General features: G+C 24.2%; 23 protein-coding genes and 1 pseudogene. 10 read left to right on the top strand and 14 right to left on the bottom strand.

Going from position 1 to position 17,666, the window contains the following annotated elements; genetic code table 4:
* Nucleotides 1–141: 141 nt before the first annotated feature.
* Nucleotides 142–2,148, top strand: coding sequence for a transketolase (gene tkt, locus AACL03_RS06725; RefSeq protein ID WP_338957682.1), 2,007 nt, complete (start codon nt 142–144; stop codon nt 2,146–2,148).
* 13 nt (nt 2,149–2,161) lie between these two features.
* Nucleotides 2,162–2,398 (top strand): YneF family protein, encoded by a 237-nt coding sequence (locus tag AACL03_RS06720; protein WP_252319938.1) that lies wholly within the window; start codon nt 2,162–2,164, stop codon nt 2,396–2,398.
* Nucleotides 2,399–2,470: 72 nt separating this feature from the next.
* Here AACL03_RS06720 and AACL03_RS06715 read toward each other — a convergent pair whose 3' ends face one another.
* From AACL03_RS06715 to AACL03_RS06665, 11 genes and pseudogenes are all read right to left on the bottom strand, one after another.
* A complete protein-coding gene (locus AACL03_RS06715; protein WP_338957679.1) occupies nt 2,471–2,899 on the bottom strand; it encodes a hypothetical protein in 429 nt (142 codons plus the stop codon).
* 39 nt (nt 2,900–2,938) lie between these two features.
* Nucleotides 2,939–3,232: pseudogene (locus AACL03_RS10025) on the bottom strand (ankyrin repeat domain-containing protein); the annotation flags it as partial.
* Nucleotides 3,233–3,249: 17 nt separating this feature from the next.
* Nucleotides 3,250–3,402, bottom strand: a complete 153-nt coding sequence (locus AACL03_RS06705) for a hypothetical protein (RefSeq protein ID WP_339039900.1) — start codon at nt 3,400–3,402, stop codon at nt 3,250–3,252.
* A gap of 210 nt (nt 3,403–3,612) precedes the next feature.
* The gene (gene rpsO / locus AACL03_RS06700; RefSeq protein WP_252319942.1) at nt 3,613–3,879 is read right to left on the bottom strand and encodes a 30S ribosomal protein S15; all 267 of its coding nucleotides are present in this window, start codon (nt 3,877–3,879) and stop codon (nt 3,613–3,615) included.
* Between the two features lie 167 nt (nt 3,880–4,046).
* A complete protein-coding gene (plsY, locus tag AACL03_RS06695) occupies nt 4,047–4,760 on the bottom strand; it encodes a glycerol-3-phosphate 1-O-acyltransferase PlsY (RefSeq protein ID WP_252319945.1) in 714 nt (237 codons plus the stop codon).
* Nucleotides 4,761–4,802: 42 nt separating this feature from the next.
* On the bottom strand, nt 4,803–5,108 hold the full coding sequence (locus tag AACL03_RS06690) for a SemiSWEET family sugar transporter (protein WP_281748102.1): 306 nt from the start codon (nt 5,106–5,108) through the stop codon (nt 4,803–4,805).
* Nucleotides 5,101–5,391 carry a SemiSWEET family sugar transporter gene (locus AACL03_RS06685; RefSeq protein ID WP_174481052.1) on the bottom strand — a complete coding sequence of 97 codons (291 nt, stop codon included), beginning with the start codon at nt 5,389–5,391 and terminating at the stop codon, nt 5,101–5,103. The genes AACL03_RS06690 and AACL03_RS06685 overlap by 8 nt, the downstream gene beginning before the upstream one ends.
* 97 nt (nt 5,392–5,488) lie before the next feature.
* Entirely contained in the window at nt 5,489–6,439 is a 951-nt protein-coding gene (locus AACL03_RS06680; protein ID WP_339038665.1) for an IS30 family transposase, read from the bottom strand.
* Between the two features lie 152 nt (nt 6,440–6,591).
* Nucleotides 6,592–6,756: a hypothetical protein gene (locus tag AACL03_RS06675; RefSeq protein ID WP_338957675.1), complete on the bottom strand. Its 165-nt coding sequence runs from the start codon at nt 6,754–6,756 to the stop codon at nt 6,592–6,594.
* 61 nt (nt 6,757–6,817) lie between these two features.
* Nucleotides 6,818–6,985, bottom strand: coding sequence for a hypothetical protein (locus AACL03_RS06670; RefSeq protein WP_339039899.1), 168 nt, complete (start codon nt 6,983–6,985; stop codon nt 6,818–6,820).
* A gap of 81 nt (nt 6,986–7,066) precedes the next feature.
* A complete protein-coding gene (locus tag AACL03_RS06665) occupies nt 7,067–7,603 on the bottom strand; it encodes a hypothetical protein (protein ID WP_339039898.1) in 537 nt (178 codons plus the stop codon).
* A gap of 353 nt (nt 7,604–7,956) precedes the next feature.
* Between AACL03_RS06665 and AACL03_RS06660 the strand changes: the two genes are divergently transcribed.
* Nucleotides 7,957–8,907, top strand: a complete 951-nt coding sequence (locus AACL03_RS06660) for an IS30 family transposase (RefSeq protein WP_339038665.1) — start codon at nt 7,957–7,959, stop codon at nt 8,905–8,907.
* A gap of 19 nt (nt 8,908–8,926) precedes the next feature.
* Here AACL03_RS06660 and AACL03_RS06655 read toward each other — a convergent pair whose 3' ends face one another.
* Nucleotides 8,927–9,349 (bottom strand): hypothetical protein, encoded by a 423-nt coding sequence (locus AACL03_RS06655; protein ID WP_339039897.1) that lies wholly within the window; start codon nt 9,347–9,349, stop codon nt 8,927–8,929.
* A gap of 166 nt (nt 9,350–9,515) precedes the next feature.
* Here AACL03_RS06655 and AACL03_RS06650 point away from each other — a divergent pair, with 166 nt between their 5' ends.
* The 3 genes from AACL03_RS06650 to AACL03_RS06640 all read left to right on the top strand — a co-directional run bounded on the left by AACL03_RS06650 (nt 9,516) and on the right by AACL03_RS06640 (nt 12,282).
* Entirely contained in the window at nt 9,516–9,941 is a 426-nt protein-coding gene (locus AACL03_RS06650; RefSeq protein WP_338957672.1) for a GNAT family N-acetyltransferase, read from the top strand.
* 69 nt (nt 9,942–10,010) lie between these two features.
* Nucleotides 10,011–11,285, top strand: coding sequence for an ankyrin repeat domain-containing protein (locus AACL03_RS06645; RefSeq protein ID WP_339039896.1), 1,275 nt, complete (start codon nt 10,011–10,013; stop codon nt 11,283–11,285).
* Nucleotides 11,286–11,433: 148 nt separating this feature from the next.
* The gene (locus AACL03_RS06640; protein WP_339039895.1) at nt 11,434–12,282 is read left to right on the top strand and encodes a hypothetical protein; all 849 of its coding nucleotides are present in this window, start codon (nt 11,434–11,436) and stop codon (nt 12,280–12,282) included.
* A 72-nt stretch (nt 12,283–12,354) separates the two neighbouring features.
* On the opposite strand, the gene AACL03_RS06635 is transcribed toward AACL03_RS06640, so the two are convergent.
* Nucleotides 12,355–14,067 carry a ribonuclease J gene (locus AACL03_RS06635; protein ID WP_339039894.1) on the bottom strand — a complete coding sequence of 571 codons (1,713 nt, stop codon included), beginning with the start codon at nt 14,065–14,067 and terminating at the stop codon, nt 12,355–12,357.
* Nucleotides 14,068–14,215: 148 nt separating this feature from the next.
* Nucleotides 14,216–14,821 carry a peptide deformylase gene (def, locus tag AACL03_RS06630; protein ID WP_339039893.1) on the bottom strand — a complete coding sequence of 202 codons (606 nt, stop codon included), beginning with the start codon at nt 14,819–14,821 and terminating at the stop codon, nt 14,216–14,218.
* Between the two features lie 106 nt (nt 14,822–14,927).
* Between def and AACL03_RS06625 the strand changes: the two genes are divergently transcribed.
* The 4 genes from AACL03_RS06625 to AACL03_RS06610 all read left to right on the top strand — a co-directional run bounded on the left by AACL03_RS06625 (nt 14,928) and on the right by AACL03_RS06610 (nt 17,665).
* Nucleotides 14,928–15,464 (top strand): RsmD family RNA methyltransferase, encoded by a 537-nt coding sequence (locus AACL03_RS06625; RefSeq protein ID WP_339040168.1) that lies wholly within the window; start codon nt 14,928–14,930, stop codon nt 15,462–15,464.
* Between the two features lie 14 nt (nt 15,465–15,478).
* A complete protein-coding gene (gene gmk, locus AACL03_RS06620; protein ID WP_338957663.1) occupies nt 15,479–16,057 on the top strand; it encodes a guanylate kinase in 579 nt (192 codons plus the stop codon).
* 189 nt (nt 16,058–16,246) lie between these two features.
* Nucleotides 16,247–16,777 carry a hypothetical protein gene (locus AACL03_RS06615; RefSeq protein ID WP_339039892.1) on the top strand — a complete coding sequence of 177 codons (531 nt, stop codon included), beginning with the start codon at nt 16,247–16,249 and terminating at the stop codon, nt 16,775–16,777.
* Between the two features lie 213 nt (nt 16,778–16,990).
* On the top strand, nt 16,991–17,665 hold the full coding sequence (locus tag AACL03_RS06610) for a diadenylate cyclase (RefSeq protein WP_252320291.1): 675 nt from the start codon (nt 16,991–16,993) through the stop codon (nt 17,663–17,665).
* Nucleotide 17,666 lies beyond the last annotated feature (1 nt).

Genomic DNA, 17,666 nt, shown 5'->3' with positions numbered 1-17,666 from the left:
TTCAATTTAGTTAAAATAAAATTATATTTTTTGTCATTATTATTTATACTTTTTTAATTATTTTTAAAAAATTACCTATTTTATTAAGAATATTGTTAATATTATATTAAATAATAACTATTAAAAATTTAAGGAGAAATTATGGAAAATAAAATTAATTTAGATAAATTAACTATTAATTCAATTCGTATGTTAGGAGTACAAGCAGTTAATGCTGCTAAAAGTGGCCATCCTGGTATTGTTTTAGGTGCTTCACCAATGACTTTTTCTTTATTCAAAAATCATTTATCTTTTAATCCAAAAAATCCAAAATGATTTAATCGTGATCGATTTGTTTTATCAGCAGGTCATGGTAGTGCTTTATTATATTCAATATTACATCATGCTGGTTATAAATATACAATCAATGATATAAAACAATTCCGTCAATTAAATAGTAATACACCTGGTCATCCCGAATATCATTTAGACTATGGAGTAGAGACGGCTACTGGACCATTAGGTCAGGGTATCGCTAATGCTGTTGGAATGGCGCTTACTGAGAGTTTTCTTAGTGCTAAATATAATCAAAAAGATCTTAATATTATTGATCATTATACATATGCAATTTGTGGTGATGGTGATTTACAAGAAGGTATTGCACAAGAAGCACTTAGTTTTGCTGGACATTTTAAATTAAATAAACTAATTATTTTATATGATTCAAATGATGTTCAATTAGATTCATCTGTTAAATTAGTATATTCAGAAAATTTAAAAATGCGTCTTCAAGCATTAGAGTGAAATTATTTAAAAGTTGAAGATGGTGAAGATGATAAACTTATTTCTGAAGCTATTAAAAAGGCAAAAGTTAGTGATAAACCAACTTTAATTGAAATTAAAACTATAATTGGTTATGGGGCTAGTAAACAAGGAACACCGAGTGTTCATGGCTCTCCTTTAATGGAAGATATTAAAACAGTTGCTAAAAATTTAAACTGAGAATATCCTGAATTTACTGTTCCAAAAGAAGTAAGTACTTACTTCACACAAACAGCACTTAATCATGGTTCTAAAATAGAATTAGTTTGAAATCAAAAAGTTGAAAAATATGCAAAATTATATCCAAATTTGTATAAAGAAATTAAATCAGCATTGAAAAATGAAATTTTTAATGAAGATTATCAATTAAATAAAATTGATTGAACTTCAATTATTGGGGTAAATCCACAAGCAACAAGAGTAGACTCTGGTAATATTTTAAAACTTTTATCAGCTCATTGTCCAACATTAATTGGTGGTAGTGCTGATTTAGCTGGCTCAACTAAAGCATTAGTAACAGACAAAGACTTTCTACCTCTTGACCATTCAGGAAGACATATTCATTATGGAGTAAGAGAATTTGCAATGGGTGCTATTGTTAACGGTATGACGTCACATCAAGGCACAATTCCTTTTGGTTCTACTTTTCTTGTGTTTAGTGATTATCTAAAGCCTGCATTACGATTAGCAGCTTTAATGTCAATTCCATCTTTGTTTATTTTTAGTCATGATAGTATCGCAGTTGGCGAAGATGGTCCTACCCATGAACCAGTTGAACAACTAACAATGTTAAGAACTATTCCTAATTTTAATGTAATTCGCCCTGCTGATACAAAAGAAACAATTGGTGCATATTTAATGGCATTATCTAGTAAAACTAACCCTAGTGCTATTATTATTACTAGACAAAATTTACCACAACTTGCAAATAGTAATATTGAGGCAGTTCAAAAAGGTGCTTATATTATTAGTAAAGAGAATAGTAGTAAAGCTTTAGATTTAATTATTATTGCTACCGGTAGTGAAGTTTCATTAGCTATTGCTAGTCAAGAACAACTATGAAACGATCAAAAACTTAATGTTCGTGTAGTTTCAATGCCTTCTACTTTTATTTTTGATAAACAAGATAAAACATATCAAAATAGAATTTTACCTAATGATATTATAAAAGTTGCTATTGAAATGGGTTCTAAAGATAGTTGATATAAATATGTTGCAGGTAATGGCTTTGTTATTGGCGTAAGTACTTTTGGTATTTCTGCTCCTGATAAGGTAGTACTAGAAAAATATGGCTTTACATCAAATCAAGTGTGTGATAAAATTAATAAGTTTTTAAACAGTAAGTAAGGAGAAATTAATAATGATGGTTTGGTGAGCAGTATTAATCATTGGCATTGCTAGTGCGTTAATTGGTGGATTAGTTGGTTTTATTGTTACTAAGAAGATTTTCGAAAAACAATTACAGAAAAATCCTCCTATTAATGAAAATATGATTCGTGCAATGTATTTACAAATGGGGCGTAAACCTACTGAATCTCAAATTAAATCAGTAATGCAAGCAATGAAACGTCAACAAAGTACTACTAAAAAACGATAATTTTTATTAAATATAAATTGTAAAATAGTTACCATAATGGTAACTATTTTTATTCATTATATTTTGATAAATTTAATGTTTTATATATCCACTTGTTGATGGCTTATTTTGTGGATAATTTTCTTCTTTTAATTCTTGTTTAATTTTTTTCTGTCATTTTTTTTCTTTTTCTTGATTAATATTTAATTTATTAATGTTACATTTAAATATTTTCTTTATTTTTTGTTCAATTTTTAAAATCCTTTTCTTATCAATTTTTAATCCAATTAATATTAAATTTTCTTTTATATTTTTTACTGAATTATTTGTATTTAAATGTATTAATATATTATCTTTAATATCATGAAATAATGAGTTATTTGAAAATTCTGGTCTGTATTTAATAATTTCTACTTTTGCCTTATTTGTAATATATTCTTCATATTCTTGATAAAATATGTTTTCTAATATATTTTTTATGTTTTTATCATAAAATAAACTATTATTAATAATGATTGTCAAAGCCGTATCACCATTTTGATTTATGAAATGAATATTTGCATTATTTATTAGTAAAGTATTAACTATTTGTGCTAGTCCATTTTTAGCAGCTAAATGCAAGGCTGTATCACCATTTTGGTTTGCATGGTTGATATTAGTGCCATTTTCTATTAAAACATTAATTATACTTAAATAACCTTTTTTAGTAGATATTATTAGTGCTGTATCACCATTTTGGTTTGCATGGTTGATATTAGCGCCATTTTCTATTAAAATTTTAATGGAATCTATAAGTTGATAATAGTGACTTGCTATTATTAAAGGACTATCACCATTTTCGTTTGTATAATTTATATTAGTATTTTTTTCTATTAAATTATTGATCTTTTTTTTATTTCAGAACTAATTTTTTCTTCTTTAATTATATAATCCCAATAATTAAAATATGTAATATTTTGATATGAAGTGACAGAATTTAAAATAACTGATATTATTTTTTCACCATTAATATCTTTATCATTCATTATTTTGTTCCTCCTTTTTGAAATCAAAAACCCATTTATTTTAGTAAAAAATAAATGGGTTAGAAACATATAATAATTAATAACTATATTATAACACTTTTAGTATTAATTTTATTATTGTTTAAATCATTTGTAAATCTATTTCTATGTTTAATATTATTTAGATGTATATAAAAAAATCAGTATTAATAAGTAAATACTGATTTAATATTAGTTATCTTTTAGTGATAGTGCTGTTAATAATTTATTGTATGTAGCAACATCTTGTTTTTTAAAGTATTTTAAGAAACGTTTTCTGCTTGCTACCATTTTTAACAAACTTCGTTTTGCAGTAATATCTTTTTTTTGTACTTGTAGATGGGCTGTTAATTCTAAAATTCTTTTTGTTAAGTTAATAATTTGAACTGCAGAAGAACCAGTATCCTTGGCATTTAAGCGAAATTTTTTAATCAATTCATCTTGTTTAATTTGTTCCATATTTGACAACTCTCCTTTAAATATAATTCGGCTTAAGCAAAGCTAATATCGGAGAGAATATTAACAATGTTAAGTCAACACGGTTATAATAGTACATTAATTTTAAACATAAAACAAGTATTTTTTTAAAAAATATTTTTATTGAGTTTGTATAAAGAGATGATTTTTTATTTTTTTTCTTCATTTGCTTTTTTATTTTTTTTATCAAAAATAGTCACTTTACGTTCAGTATGATTAAGAATTCTTTTACAATTATCTCAATGACGAATAATAATTAATATTCAAATTAGAGCCATAGTTATATTAACAATATAGTATTGAGTGTCTTGTTGGGAAAGAAAAGAATGCAGTGGTATATTCGGTATTCATGATAAGATAAAAGCAAGTATCATCATTAACATTGAAGATAAAGATGACATTCTACTTAAATATAAAATAAATCATCAACTAGCAATTGTGATAACGCAATAAATAGGATTAATCATTAATAGTACTCCTAATGAAGATGCAGCTCCTTTACCACCACGAAAACCATAAAATAGTGGTCAACAGTGACCAATAATTGCAGCAAGACCAGTTGGATAAATATATGCTTGTTTAAACATTGTTTCATAATTAGGATTAGTAATATCAATAAAGGTTAAACCGTATGCAATTAAAATAGGAATAGCGGGCTTAAAACCATCAATAATTAAAATAATAGCTCCCCATTTACCACCCATAACTCGTGTTGAATTAGTAGCACCAGCATTTTTAGAGTAATAATCTCTAACATCGGTTTTAAATTTTAATTTACTAATAATAATTGAAGGTGAGATTGAGCCAATTAAATAACCAATGATAATAAAAATAAAAGTTCCTAATAGATTAATATGTGCCATTTTTTTCTCCATTCTTGTGCAAGTATTATGTTAATAAAAATTTTATTTTTTGGAAGTTAAATTGTTCTTTTTATCTTTATTATTATAATATAAATTATAAATTATTAATGTTAATAATATGATATTAATAACTGTACCAAAGGCATTTGCTGCTAGTAAGGGAATGTTTTTAATTAAACTAGCATAAATTATGAATGAAGTTAAGCCTATTTGATATATGCTATAAGAAATTAACGATAAACCTTTTGTGTTTTTAGTTTTAATTAGTTTAATAGTTTGTGGTAAAAAGGCAACTGAAATAAAAAAGGCACCTATATATCCAATAATATCAATTGCAATATTAGACATTTTTTTCCTCCTTATTTTTTTGTTTAATTAAATTGTTAACAATAATCCCAATTATTATGAAATTTAGTGTAGCAGTAATAGTTTGACAAGTAATCATGGGAATATCATTACGAAGTATGCCAAATATTAAAAAAGTAAGACCCCCCAGTTGATAGATACTATATGAAAAAATAGAAAGACCTGAAGTATTTCTTGTTTTAATTAGTTTAATAGTTTGTGGTAAGAATGCCAAAGGAATACAAATGGCTGCAAGATACCCCAATATTTCTATAAAAATGTTCATTTTTTCTCCTTTTAATTAATTTAATTTATCATAATAATTATAATAAAATATTGTGAAAATAGTTATTTATTTTGCTAAATTGTAAAGGTAAGTGCAACTAAATTATTTTTCTATCCAAATATTCGATTGGTGAAAGATAATTTAGTATTTTTCTCGGTTTTTGATTTAAAGACAATATAAATTTATGAACTTCATTTTTATTAGTTTTTGAAAAAATAAATTTTTTAGGAAATTTTTCTCTAATTAAACCATTAGTATTTTCATTAGTACCTCTTTGTCAAGGTGAATATGGATTGGCAAAATAAATTTTTACATCTAAATTTTTTTCAAGTTGTTGTCAATTTGAAAATTCTTTGCCACGATCAAAAGTAATAGTTTTAACAATGTTTTTAGGAAGAATTGATAAATAATAACTGACATTTTTATTAATAACTTTAGTAGTTCTGTTTTTAACTAATATTGCTAAAGTAAATCGTGATACTCTTTCAACTAAAGTTATTAAACATGATTTGCTTTTACCTCGTGATGATACTATAGTATCTCCTTCTCAATGACCAAGTGTTATACGATCATTAACATTTATATCTCGTTCTTTAATTGATTTACCATTAAACTTGCCACGATTTTCTTTAGATTTTCGTTTTTTACCTTTTCTTCTTAAATTTTTACTAGTAACTTTATCAAGCATTCCAAAATAAATTCAAGTATAAATTGTTTTAAAACTAATAACTCATTCTTTATGAAAATTTTTAATTCTGCCATAAATTTGTTCAGGTGATCAACCTAATAGTAATTTTTGTTGTACATATTTTACTAAATTCTTATTTTTAAACTTATGAAAACTAATATGTGATTGTTTTCGATTTTCAGCTTTATTTTGTGCAATTAATGAAAAATAATGATTATTATCTTTATTTCTATTAATTTCTCGAATAATAGTACTAATACTTCGATTAAGATTTTTAGCTATTTCACTAATTTTAAATTTAAATTTCAATTGATTCTCAATATAAATTCTTTCATCTATGCCAAGATGTTTATAACTCATATAAAAACTCCTTACTTTTTTCTAAACTAAATTTAGCATTATGAAATTTTTATATGAGAATTTTTTGCAATTTTATTTACTTGCACTTACAAGTATAACTCAGCTTTTATTTTAAATAATAAAAAATGTGTTTTGCTAAACACATCATTAATTTATTTTTCTTCTTCTTTAATGAAACATTTTTTACATAAAGATTTTCCTTCTTTTATATCAAGAATGTCAAAAGGTTCAAACATCATTCCGCAATCAAAACATTTTACAGTTTTTGTTAAAGATTCATCATCAGTTTTTTTGTTTTTTTTATTGAATCATTTCATTATATCCTTCCTTTCTAAATATATTAAATAAGTGTGTCATTAACACACTTATTTAATATATTTATTTAGCACAATCTTTACACAAACATTTACCATCTGCTGCTTTAGTACATTCAGATGAATTTTTCATTTTCCCACAACCATCACATTTTTTTTGATCTTTTGCTTCTCCAGTTTTATCCTTTTTTTTAAATGGTCACATGTATATAACTTCCTTTCCTCATATCATAATTACTCTACTCAATTATAACAAATTTTATTATTTTCTATGGTATTAACTATTTTTAAAACTTTTTTTGTTAAATTTTGATTAATTATTTTTTTCTATTTTAAGAATATTATTTTTGATTTCTTCAATTTCTTCAATATCAGTTATTCTATTAAATAAGTGAAAAAGCATATAGTTTAATTCTTTTGGTTTATGAAAGTGTTTTTTAAAAAATATTATTGTTTCATCAATAGTTGCCATTAGCGTTACTGCTTGTTTGGTATTAATGCTATTATTTTGTAATGGTATACGAACAAGTGTTGGCAATTGACTAACAAACATGTAGTCTTCTAAAGATTTTTCTTTTTGTGTATAATAGAAAATTTGAAAAGCACTAATTTTAGCAGCAATTGTTTTAATAGCATTTTTTACTGTTGTAACTTGTGAATTAAGCATATTTTTGATTAATAAGGTAATGAAGATGGTAATTGTTCCAATTGGTAAAATAATTGATAAAATTAAGTCTAAGTTAACATTAAACTTTTGAGCAAATATTGATTTTAATAAAGTATAACCATTTTGAAATAAAATAACAGATAAAAATAAAGCAAAGTTTGGTGTTTTTCATCATTTATGCATAATTAATATTTCTGTTTTAATTTTTAAAATATATCAAAAGAAATAAGAAGTTAATACCAAGATAATACCATAAATTAATACAATGATAGTTGTTAGAAAATTGAAAAAACTAAAAACAATAGCTAAATTAACTGTAAAACCTAGATACATTTTAATATCATAAATTGGATAATCATTTGCAAATTGAGTTGTTAAACCATATTTTCTTTGAAATGCTCGACGACGATAAAGTTTAATAATGATAATAATGCTGAGTTATACTTGTAAGTGCAAGTAAATAAAATTGCAAAAAATTCTCATATAAAAATTTCATAATGCTAAATTTAGTTTAGAAAAAAGTAAGGAGTTTTTATATGAGTTATAAACATCTTGGCATAGATGAAAGAATTTATATTGAGAATCAATTGAAATTTAAATTTAAAATTAGTGAAATAGCTAAAAATCTTAATCGAAGTATTAGTACTATTATTCGAGAAATTAATAGAAATAAAGATAATAATCATTATTTTTCATTAATTGCACAAAATAAAGCTGAAAATCGAAAACAATCACATATTAGTTTTCATAAGTTTAAAAATAAGAATTTAGTAAAATATGTACAACAAAAATTACTATTAGGTTGATCACCTGAACAAATTTATGGCAGAATTAAAAATTTTCATAAAGAATGAGTTATTAGTTTTAAAACAATTTATACTTGAATTTATTTTGGAATGCTTGATAAAGTTACTAGTAAAAATTTAAGAAGAAAAGGTAAAAAACGAAAATCTAAAGAAAATCGTGGCAAGTTTAATGGTAAATCAATTAAAGAACGAGATATAAATGTTAATGATCGTATAACACTTGGTCATTGAGAAGGAGATACTATAGTATCATCACGAGGTAAAAGCAAATCATGTTTAATAACTTTAGTTGAAAGAGTATCACGATTTACTTTAGCAATATTAGTTAAAAACAGAACTACTAAAGTTATTAATAAAAATGTCAGTTATTATTTATCAATTCTTCCTAAAAACATTGTTAAAACTATTACTTTTGATCGTGGCAAAGAATTTTCAAATTGACAACAACTTGAAAAAAATTTAGATGTAAAAATTTATTTTGCCAATCCATATTCACCTTGACAAAGAGGTACTAATGAAAATACTAATGGTTTAATTAGAGAAAAATTTCCTAAAAAATTTATTTTTTCAAAAACTAATAAAAATGAAGTTCATAAATTTATATTGTCTTTAAATCAAAAACCGAGAAAAATACTAAATTATCTTTCACCAATCGAATATTTGGATAGAAAAATAATTTAGTTGCACTTACCTTTACAATTTAGCTAATATAAAAAAGTAAAGCGATTAAAGCGATTAAAATTGTAATAAAGATATATGAATAAGCAGTATTAATGCTATTTAAACGTTGTGTTCATGCGCTTCCTCAGTCACTTATTGGTGAATCATCATGTTTAGTAAAAATAAATGACATTAATGAAAAATCAATTAATGGATATTTATTATCCATTAATTTTTTATAGAAAGGAGTTTTGTCACTTTCTTGTTTTGCATTAGCAATTTGTTCTAGTAGTTCTTTAACATTATTTTCTTTATCAATTCTTGTTCTTTCATTTAAAAATAAGACTAATGCAGTAATTAGTAATGTAATAAATATTATTCAAAAAAATAATAAAACAAAATATTGCCCTCCCAAAAAATTATGCGGTCGTAATTTTTTAAATTGAATTTTTTGTCCTTCCAAAATTTATTCCCCCCCAAAAAAAATATTTTTTAAAATCGCTTACTTAAATTATAGCACTAATTAAAAATTCACTTATTAATTGGTAAAATTTACTAATTGTTAGATTAAATTTAAAAGTTAATTATATAATTAATTTAAAATATTATTTATATTTAAGGAGAAAACTATGAAAATTGAAATAGTTAATAATATTGAAATGTTAGAACAAGCATTTTTGATTAGAAAAAAAGTTTTTGTTAATGAACAAAAGGTTCCTTTTGAAGAAGAAATTGATCAATTTGAAGATGTATCGATTCACTTTTTAGTTTTTGATGATAATAATAAACCAATAGCTACTAGTAGAATGCGAAAAGTTGAAGATATTGTAAAAATTGAAAGAGTGTGTATATTACAAGAATATCGTAAATTAGGTATTGGTAAAAAATTAATGGAATTTATGGAAAAAGTTGCAATTAAAAATCAATTTAAAGTTATATCTCTTCATGCCCAAATTCAAGCACTAAATTTTTATAAAAATTTGGGTTATAAAGTTTGTTCTGAAATATTTTTGGACGCTGGAATTAAACATTGTAAAATGGAGAAAAATATATAATGAAGGTAAATTTTAAAGAATAATATTTTAAATACATTGTTTTTTTAAAAACAATGAAAGGAAAAGAATATGTTTGAGTGAGTTAGAGAAATATTTGGAATAAATATAAATATTAATAACAAAGAAGCAAAAATGATAGATGCTATTAAAAATAAAAAGTTAGATTTAGTTAATAAAATATTAAAATATGATATTAATATTGATTATATTGATAGAACTGGTTATACGCCTTTAATGTGAGCAGCTGAAAAAGGTTATCTAGAAATAGTTAATGTTTTATTAGCACATAATGCTAATATTAATTACATATCTGTAAATGGTAATACTGCTTTAATCTTAGCTGCTAAAAAAAATTATACAAAAATAGTTAATCTGTTATTAGAACATAATGCTAATTTTAGTTGTGAGGAACAATTTGGTAATACTGCTTTAATTTTAAGTGCTGAAAATGGAAATTTGGAAATAGTTAAAAATTTATTAACACATAATGTTAATGTTAATCATGAAAATCGATATGGCGAAACTGCTTTGTTAGTGGCTGCTAAAAATGGACATTTGGATATAGTTAAAACTTTATTAGCACATAATGCTAATATTGATGTTGTAGACGTAAATGGCAATACTGCTTTATTATTTGCAACCAAATATAATCATTGACAGATAAAAAAGATAATCATGCAAGTAAATAGTTTAAAAAGAGAAAACTTATTAAATGTTAAAAAAATGATAAATAAAATGAATATTATTTTTATTAAAAATAAAGAAAGAATTTATTCAAAAAAAATAGAAAGAAAATGTATTAAAATATTGCAAAATTATGAAGATTATATTAATAAAAAAACCAAAAATATTGATGGACAACTAAATCTTTTTTTTAAAAAAGAATTTATTAATAGTCTAAAATTTGAAGAGGAAAATTATTCATTATTGCATATAGCAGTATTAAATGATTGACAAAAATTAGTAACTTATTTAGTAACAAAATGATCAGTTGATATTGATTATAAAGATAGTTCGGGGAATTCAGCATGAAATCATGCTTGTATGTTACTAAAAAAAGAAAATGCTTTAGCAATTAAATCAAAAGTTCAAATAAATGAAGAAGATAGAATATTTTTAGAAAAAAATATTGATTTATTATCAAGAAAAAAATCTTGTTTTATTAAACCTTTAGATAAAAAAGATAAAAATGCTAATAAAAATAGATTTAACATTATAAATTATTATTATGATGTTGATGAAGTTGCTATTGATGCTTTTGATTATTTTAAAAATAACATAAATTTAATTGAAGATGATAATAATTTTTTAACAATTAATAATAAACAAACTTTACAAATATAAAGGTAATTTTCATTTAATTATACAGATTAAATTTATACAATTAATTAAGTAAACACTCAAATCATAATAAAATAATAATTAATGTAATATAACAAAAATTGTATACAATAGGTATAGTAAAAAAGATTTAAAGATTAAGGAGAAAAATATGAATATTATAAAATCGGTATTAAGATTAATGTCAGCAGTTACTTTAACTACAGTTAGCACAAGCTCAGTTATTGCATGTGATAATCAAGATTTCGAAGAAAATTTATTAAATGCAAAAGTTTCACAAGGTTTAAAATTGACTAATGCTACTGGTGAAGGATTATTAATGCCTACTATTAATATTGATGAAAATGATAAATCACAAGTAACCTGAAAAATCAATCCAACTAATATTAAGGTAATAAATTTGATTAAAAATGATAAAAAAGCTAAAGATGAAGAAAGTTTTCAATTTTTAAAAAATGCCTTAAATATTAAAATTGATAGTGGCACAAAATTAGAAGATGCTATTTTTAATGAAACAGAATTAAATAATGTAACTACTATTATTTCAAATATTAATGTTGATTTAAATCCAGTAACAGACAAAAATGATTTTTACATTGTAAAAGGTTCATATAATATAATGTTTACAAATGGTGTTACAAAAACTGATAAATATAAAGTAGTTATAAAAACAAGTCCAAACGGAGTAGTTGGTCATGATATTTTTCCAATTAAAAAAACAGATTTTAATAGTAATTTTCAAAGTGAATTTAAAGTAGGTCAATCAGTAAGTAAATTTCAAATTAAGAGTGATTTGACTTCAATGTTAGATAATTCTAAAGATAATGTTAAAACAATCTTTGGAATCCAAAAATTATTAAATAAAGGATCACTAAAATTATTAGTAACAAAAAATGATAAATCAACAGGTAATTTTATGGCCAATGATAAAATTACAGTTAGATTTAAAATCGGTGAAGTTATGATTCTTGTAGGAGAAGAATTAATAGTTAACCCTTAATAATAACATCATATTCAATGCTAATTATGTTTAATAAAATATATCAAAAAAAATAAAAAAAAGTTTTTAAAACTATTTTTTATTTAATATAACAGGAATAATTAAAGGGTTTCTTCTTTTCTTTTTAAATATATAAGGTGCTAATGTTGATTTGATAGCATTTTTTATTGTAGCAAAAGTAGGTCTTTCGCTTTTTAATACTTCATTAATAGCTTTTGTTAGTAATGATATTGCTTCAGATACTAAAGGTGCTGCATCACGAACATAGAAAGAACCGCGAGAAATAAACGTTGGTGGTGCTAATAATTTATTATTTTGTGAATCAATAGAAACAACAATTGCAATTAAACCATCTTTAGAAAGAATTTGTCTATCACGGATTACTGCAGCAGTTGTTACTCCTGACATATCTTTACCACCATCAACATAAATAGGATCAGCAGCAATGCGTTTATCGCTTAAAGAACATTTACCATTATCCATAATAATTGGATCACCGTTAGAACAAATAAATATATTTTCTTCAGGGATTCCAATTGATACAGCTGTTTCTTTATGAACTTTTAACATTCGATAATCACCATGCATTGGCATAAAGTATGATGGTTTAATTAAATTTAACATTAATTTTTGTTCTTCTTGTGAAGCATGACCAGAAGTATGCAATCAATTTAATGGTGAATTTTCTTCAACAATCGCACTAAGTCGTGTTAGTTTATTAACTACTCTTTCAACGTCAGCACGGTTACCGGGAATTGCTGATGAAGAGAATATTATTGTATCACCGGGTATAATTTTTATTTGACGATGTTCGCGATTAGCAATTCTTGATAATGCTGCCATTGGTTCACCTTGGGAACCCGTACAAATAATAACAATTTGATTATTATCATATTTTTTAGCTTCTTCTGCTTTAATAAATGAACTATCACGAACTTTTAAATGTCCCATTTGACGAATAACATTAACTATTCTTTCTAAACTTCTTCCAACAACAATAACTTTTCTATTATGTTTTGTTGCAACTTCAATAATTTGTTGTAAACGGTGTACATTAGAAGCAAAAGTAGAAATTAAAATTCTGCCCTTCGCTTTAGCAAATATTTCACTAATTCTTTTAACAACAAGCATTTCTGTCATTGTATAACCGGGTACTTCAGCATTCGTTGAATCTGCTAAAAATAATGTTACTCCTTTTTGACCCATTTGTGCCATTTTATCAATATCTGCTTTATGACCTAAAGGTGTTCAATCGAATTTATAATCACCTGTTGTTACAACAGTTCCATTTGAATTTTCTACGCAAATTCCATATGCATCAGGAATTGAATGATTAACAGCAAAAAAACTAATAATAAATCTGTTAGTTTTAATTTTACTATTACCATCAACAATATTTATTTTTATTTTTGATTTTATTCCTTTGTCCTTAATTTTATGACGAATTAAAGCTGCTGCTAAGTTAGGAGCATAAATAGCTGGAATATCACTAATTTCTTTTAATAAGTATGGTATACCACCAATATGATCTTCATGACCATGAGTAATAAATATTCCTTTAATTTTATGTTTATTTTCTTTTAGGTAACTATAATCAGGAATTACTGCTTCAATTCCTGGCATAGAAGCATCAGCAAATTTTACTCCAGCATCAATAATAATAATTTCATTATCTTGTTCAATTACATAAGTATTTTTTCCAACTTCTTCTAGCCCACCAAGCGCAAAGATTTTCGTGACGAACTTTTTAACTGGCATAGTATTTTTTGTGGGTGTATCACTCATATTTTTTCTCCTTCATTCATTTTAAAATTATAAGGAAATAACATAAAAAAATGTAATGAATTTAATCATGTTTTTACTTATTACTTATTTGGTATATTATATTTAACTATAATAAAACAATTTAAAAACTTAAGTTTATCATTCTACTTTATATCATAATCCATTTATCATCATTAAGTCAAGGATTATCCTTATTAATGTGATGATAAAAGAGTTTTCCTTCTAAATGGTCTTGCTCATGTTGAAAAACAATTGCTTCATAACCTCTAACAGTTAAAGTTACTTTTTTCTTTTTTAAATAGTCATAACCTGTAACGTTGATTTTATAACTACGTGGAACTAAACCTTCATGAGGGTGATTAGTTACACTTAAACAACCTTCACCTTTTTTTAAATAAGCTATTTGTTCGCTTTTACCAATGATTTTTGGATTTATTAATGCATGTTCATAGTAAATAATCTTTTCATTTTTATCAGGAATTGGTAATAAAATATAATACATTTTTATATTTTCTCCAATTTGTGGTGCAGCAATACCAATAGCTTCGGTTAAAATGTTGTTAGCATTAAATTCTTTATCTTGTGATGCTTTTACTCAATCAATCATACGTTTCATAATATTTTCATCTTTAGGTGTTAAGGGTAAAATAACATCAGCACAAGGTTTTAATAAACTAGGTTTTGTATCTTCAGTAATTCAAGATGCTGATGGTACTTCGTTTTGTAATTTTTTTAACATTGCAGATCCTTTCATCAGTTTGTAATAAATAATAAATTAAACTAATTTGCTTTTATCAAATTTAATGATAAAGTTATTATAAACTAAATTTTGGAGAAAACATGAAAATTATTGCTGGAAAATTAAAAGGAAAAAAATAATTACTTTAGATGGTTTATCAACACGGCCAACATTAAATCGAATTAAAGAAAATATTTTTAATATTATGTTAAATTATTGTAGTTTTGAAGATAAAATTGTTGTTGATTTATTTGCTGGAAGTGGTAATTTAATTCTTGAAAGTTTATCACGAGGGGCAAAAGTTGCTTTTGCAAATGATATTAATAAAGCTGCTTGTAATATTATTAATCAAAATTGTTTTGCTTGTAATTTACAAGAACAAGTTAAATTAAGTAATTTGGATTATCAAATTTTTAGTAAAACACTAGTACAACAGTGTGATATTGTTTTTATTGATCCACCGTTTGCAAATATTACTTGTCAACAGTGAATTATTGATTTCTTTTATAAAAATAATTTACTTGCTAATAATGCTTTAATTGTTTTAGAAACAAATGTACCACTTGAAAATTTACAATTAAATTTCCATTTTAAAGTAGTATCTAATAAAAAATACGGTAAAATATATATTAAAATAATTCAATTTTATGAAAAGTAGAAAGTAGAATGTAAATGGCACAAAAAAAAGGAAAATTAATTATTCTTTCTGGACCAAGTGGTGTTGGTAAGGGTGCAATTATTGCTAAATTATTTGCTGATAAATCATTAAATTTAGCATATTCAGTTTCGATGACAACAAGAAAACCACGTAATAAAGAACAAGATGGCATTAATTATTTTTTTGTTGATGTATCAACTTTTTTAAATCATGTTAAAGGTAATGATTTTTTAGAATATACAAATTTTATTGGTAATTACTATGGTACTAGTAAGAGTTATGTTTTAAATTTGCAAAATCAAGGTTATAACGTTATTTTGGAAATTGAGGTTGATGGTGCTAGTCAAGTTTTAAAAAATTATGAACATCGCAATGATATTATGAGTATTTTTATTATGCCTCCTTCTTATCAAGAATTAGAACAAAGAATTCGTATGCGTGCTAGTGAGTCAGAAGCAATTATTGAGAAAAGGTTAAATAAAGCAAAAGAAGAATTTAAAGTTCAACATGAATATGATTATATTGTTATTAACGATGACTTAGATATTGCTGTTAAAGAAATAACAGATATTATTAAAAATAATATTAATTAGTTTTTGATTTGATAGTTTAGAATTAAATATTAAAAACATTTAACGATGTTAATTTGTATAAAAATATAATAGTATAGAAAACTATAATACAATAATTTTATAAACTTAATATCAAGTTTATTTTAAATCCTATTTCTTTAATTTTAAAGTAATAGATTTTTTTATTTAATTAGAAAAGGTGAATAAAATATGGACGCTAAATCAATTGCAATCTTGCTAAAAACACTAGTCGGGTTAGGAAAAGTAATATCTGGAGGAAAAGAATCAATCAAAACCAGTAAGAGAAAAAATAAAGCAAAAGATAAGATAGAAAATCAAGTAAAAACATTAGAAACAAAAGTATTAACAGCATTAAAAGTATTACAAACATTACAAACATTAAAAGAAAAAGTATGAGAAGATGAAACATTAAAAGAATTAGTAGAATCTTTAAAAAAATTAGAAGAACAATTATCAAATGCATCAGAAAAATTAGAAAAATTAAAAACAGAACCAGCAACAGTAACAATCACAGATATATCAGTAGCATCAGTATGATTACAGGAAAAACTATCAAATTCACTAAAATTAATTGAAAAATTACAAACTAAATTATCTTCAAGAGAAAATAGTAAAGATAGTGATAATGATTTTTTAATAAAAGCAGAAGTAAATAAGAATTTATCAACATTATCCGTAGTAAATAAAAATTATGTTCATAACACTGTACCAAATTTATAGTTAATAAAGATAATTAACAAATAATAATTTTATAAACTTATATAAGATAAAATCTAAAATTATCAAAAATATTAGTACTCCTTTTAAAAATAAATTTAAAAGGAGTATTTTGTAAATTATGATAAGTTGTTATACTAATAATATCAAAAATAATTTTTTTACTTTATAATTAAAGTAGTGGAATCAAAAAATAAAGGAATGGTGGTATTTAATATGAGTGTATTACCGTTAAATATTATTTCGACTGTAATTTCAGCAGATATTGGAACAGTTATTGCTGAAATAGCGGTTTTATTTGGAATAACCATTTCTTTATTAATGACAATTCTTATTTTAATAGTTATGAATACCTTTATTCGTGGTAAAAAAGTTTGATGAACAACAAGAAATAAATCTCATATGAAACTACTAGCAACTTCAGAAAAAAGAATGTTAGCAAGTGTTTTAGCAGAAGCAGTGATTAAATTAGCAGAAGAAAAAATTGGAGCACTAATTACTATTGAAAGGAATGTTTCATTAAATGAATATACTGATTTGGGAGTAAAAATTGATGGTGAAGTAACTTCACAACTATTACAATCTATTTTTATTAAAGGTTCACCATTGCATGATGGTGCAGTTATTATTCGTTTAGGTCGTATTGAATGTGCCTCTACTTATTTTCCACTAACTAATAAAAAAATATCTAGTCAATTTGGTTCACGTCATCGTGCTGCTATTGGAATATCAGAGCAAACCGATGCAGTATCAGTTATTGTTAGTGAAACTAATGGTTCTGTTTCAATAGCTCGTAGTGGTAAGTTTTTACAAGTTGAAAACTTAAATAATCTTGTTCGTACACTATATGATGAATTAGCTTCAACTAAAGAAATGGTTCAACAAGTATAAT

This window comes from Spiroplasma endosymbiont of Andrena trimmerana, assembly GCF_964019575.1.
Lineage (GTDB): Bacteria > Bacillota_I > Bacilli_A > Mycoplasmatales > VBWQ01 > Spiroplasma_E.
This window is presented reverse-complemented; position numbering and strand designations above follow the sequence as displayed.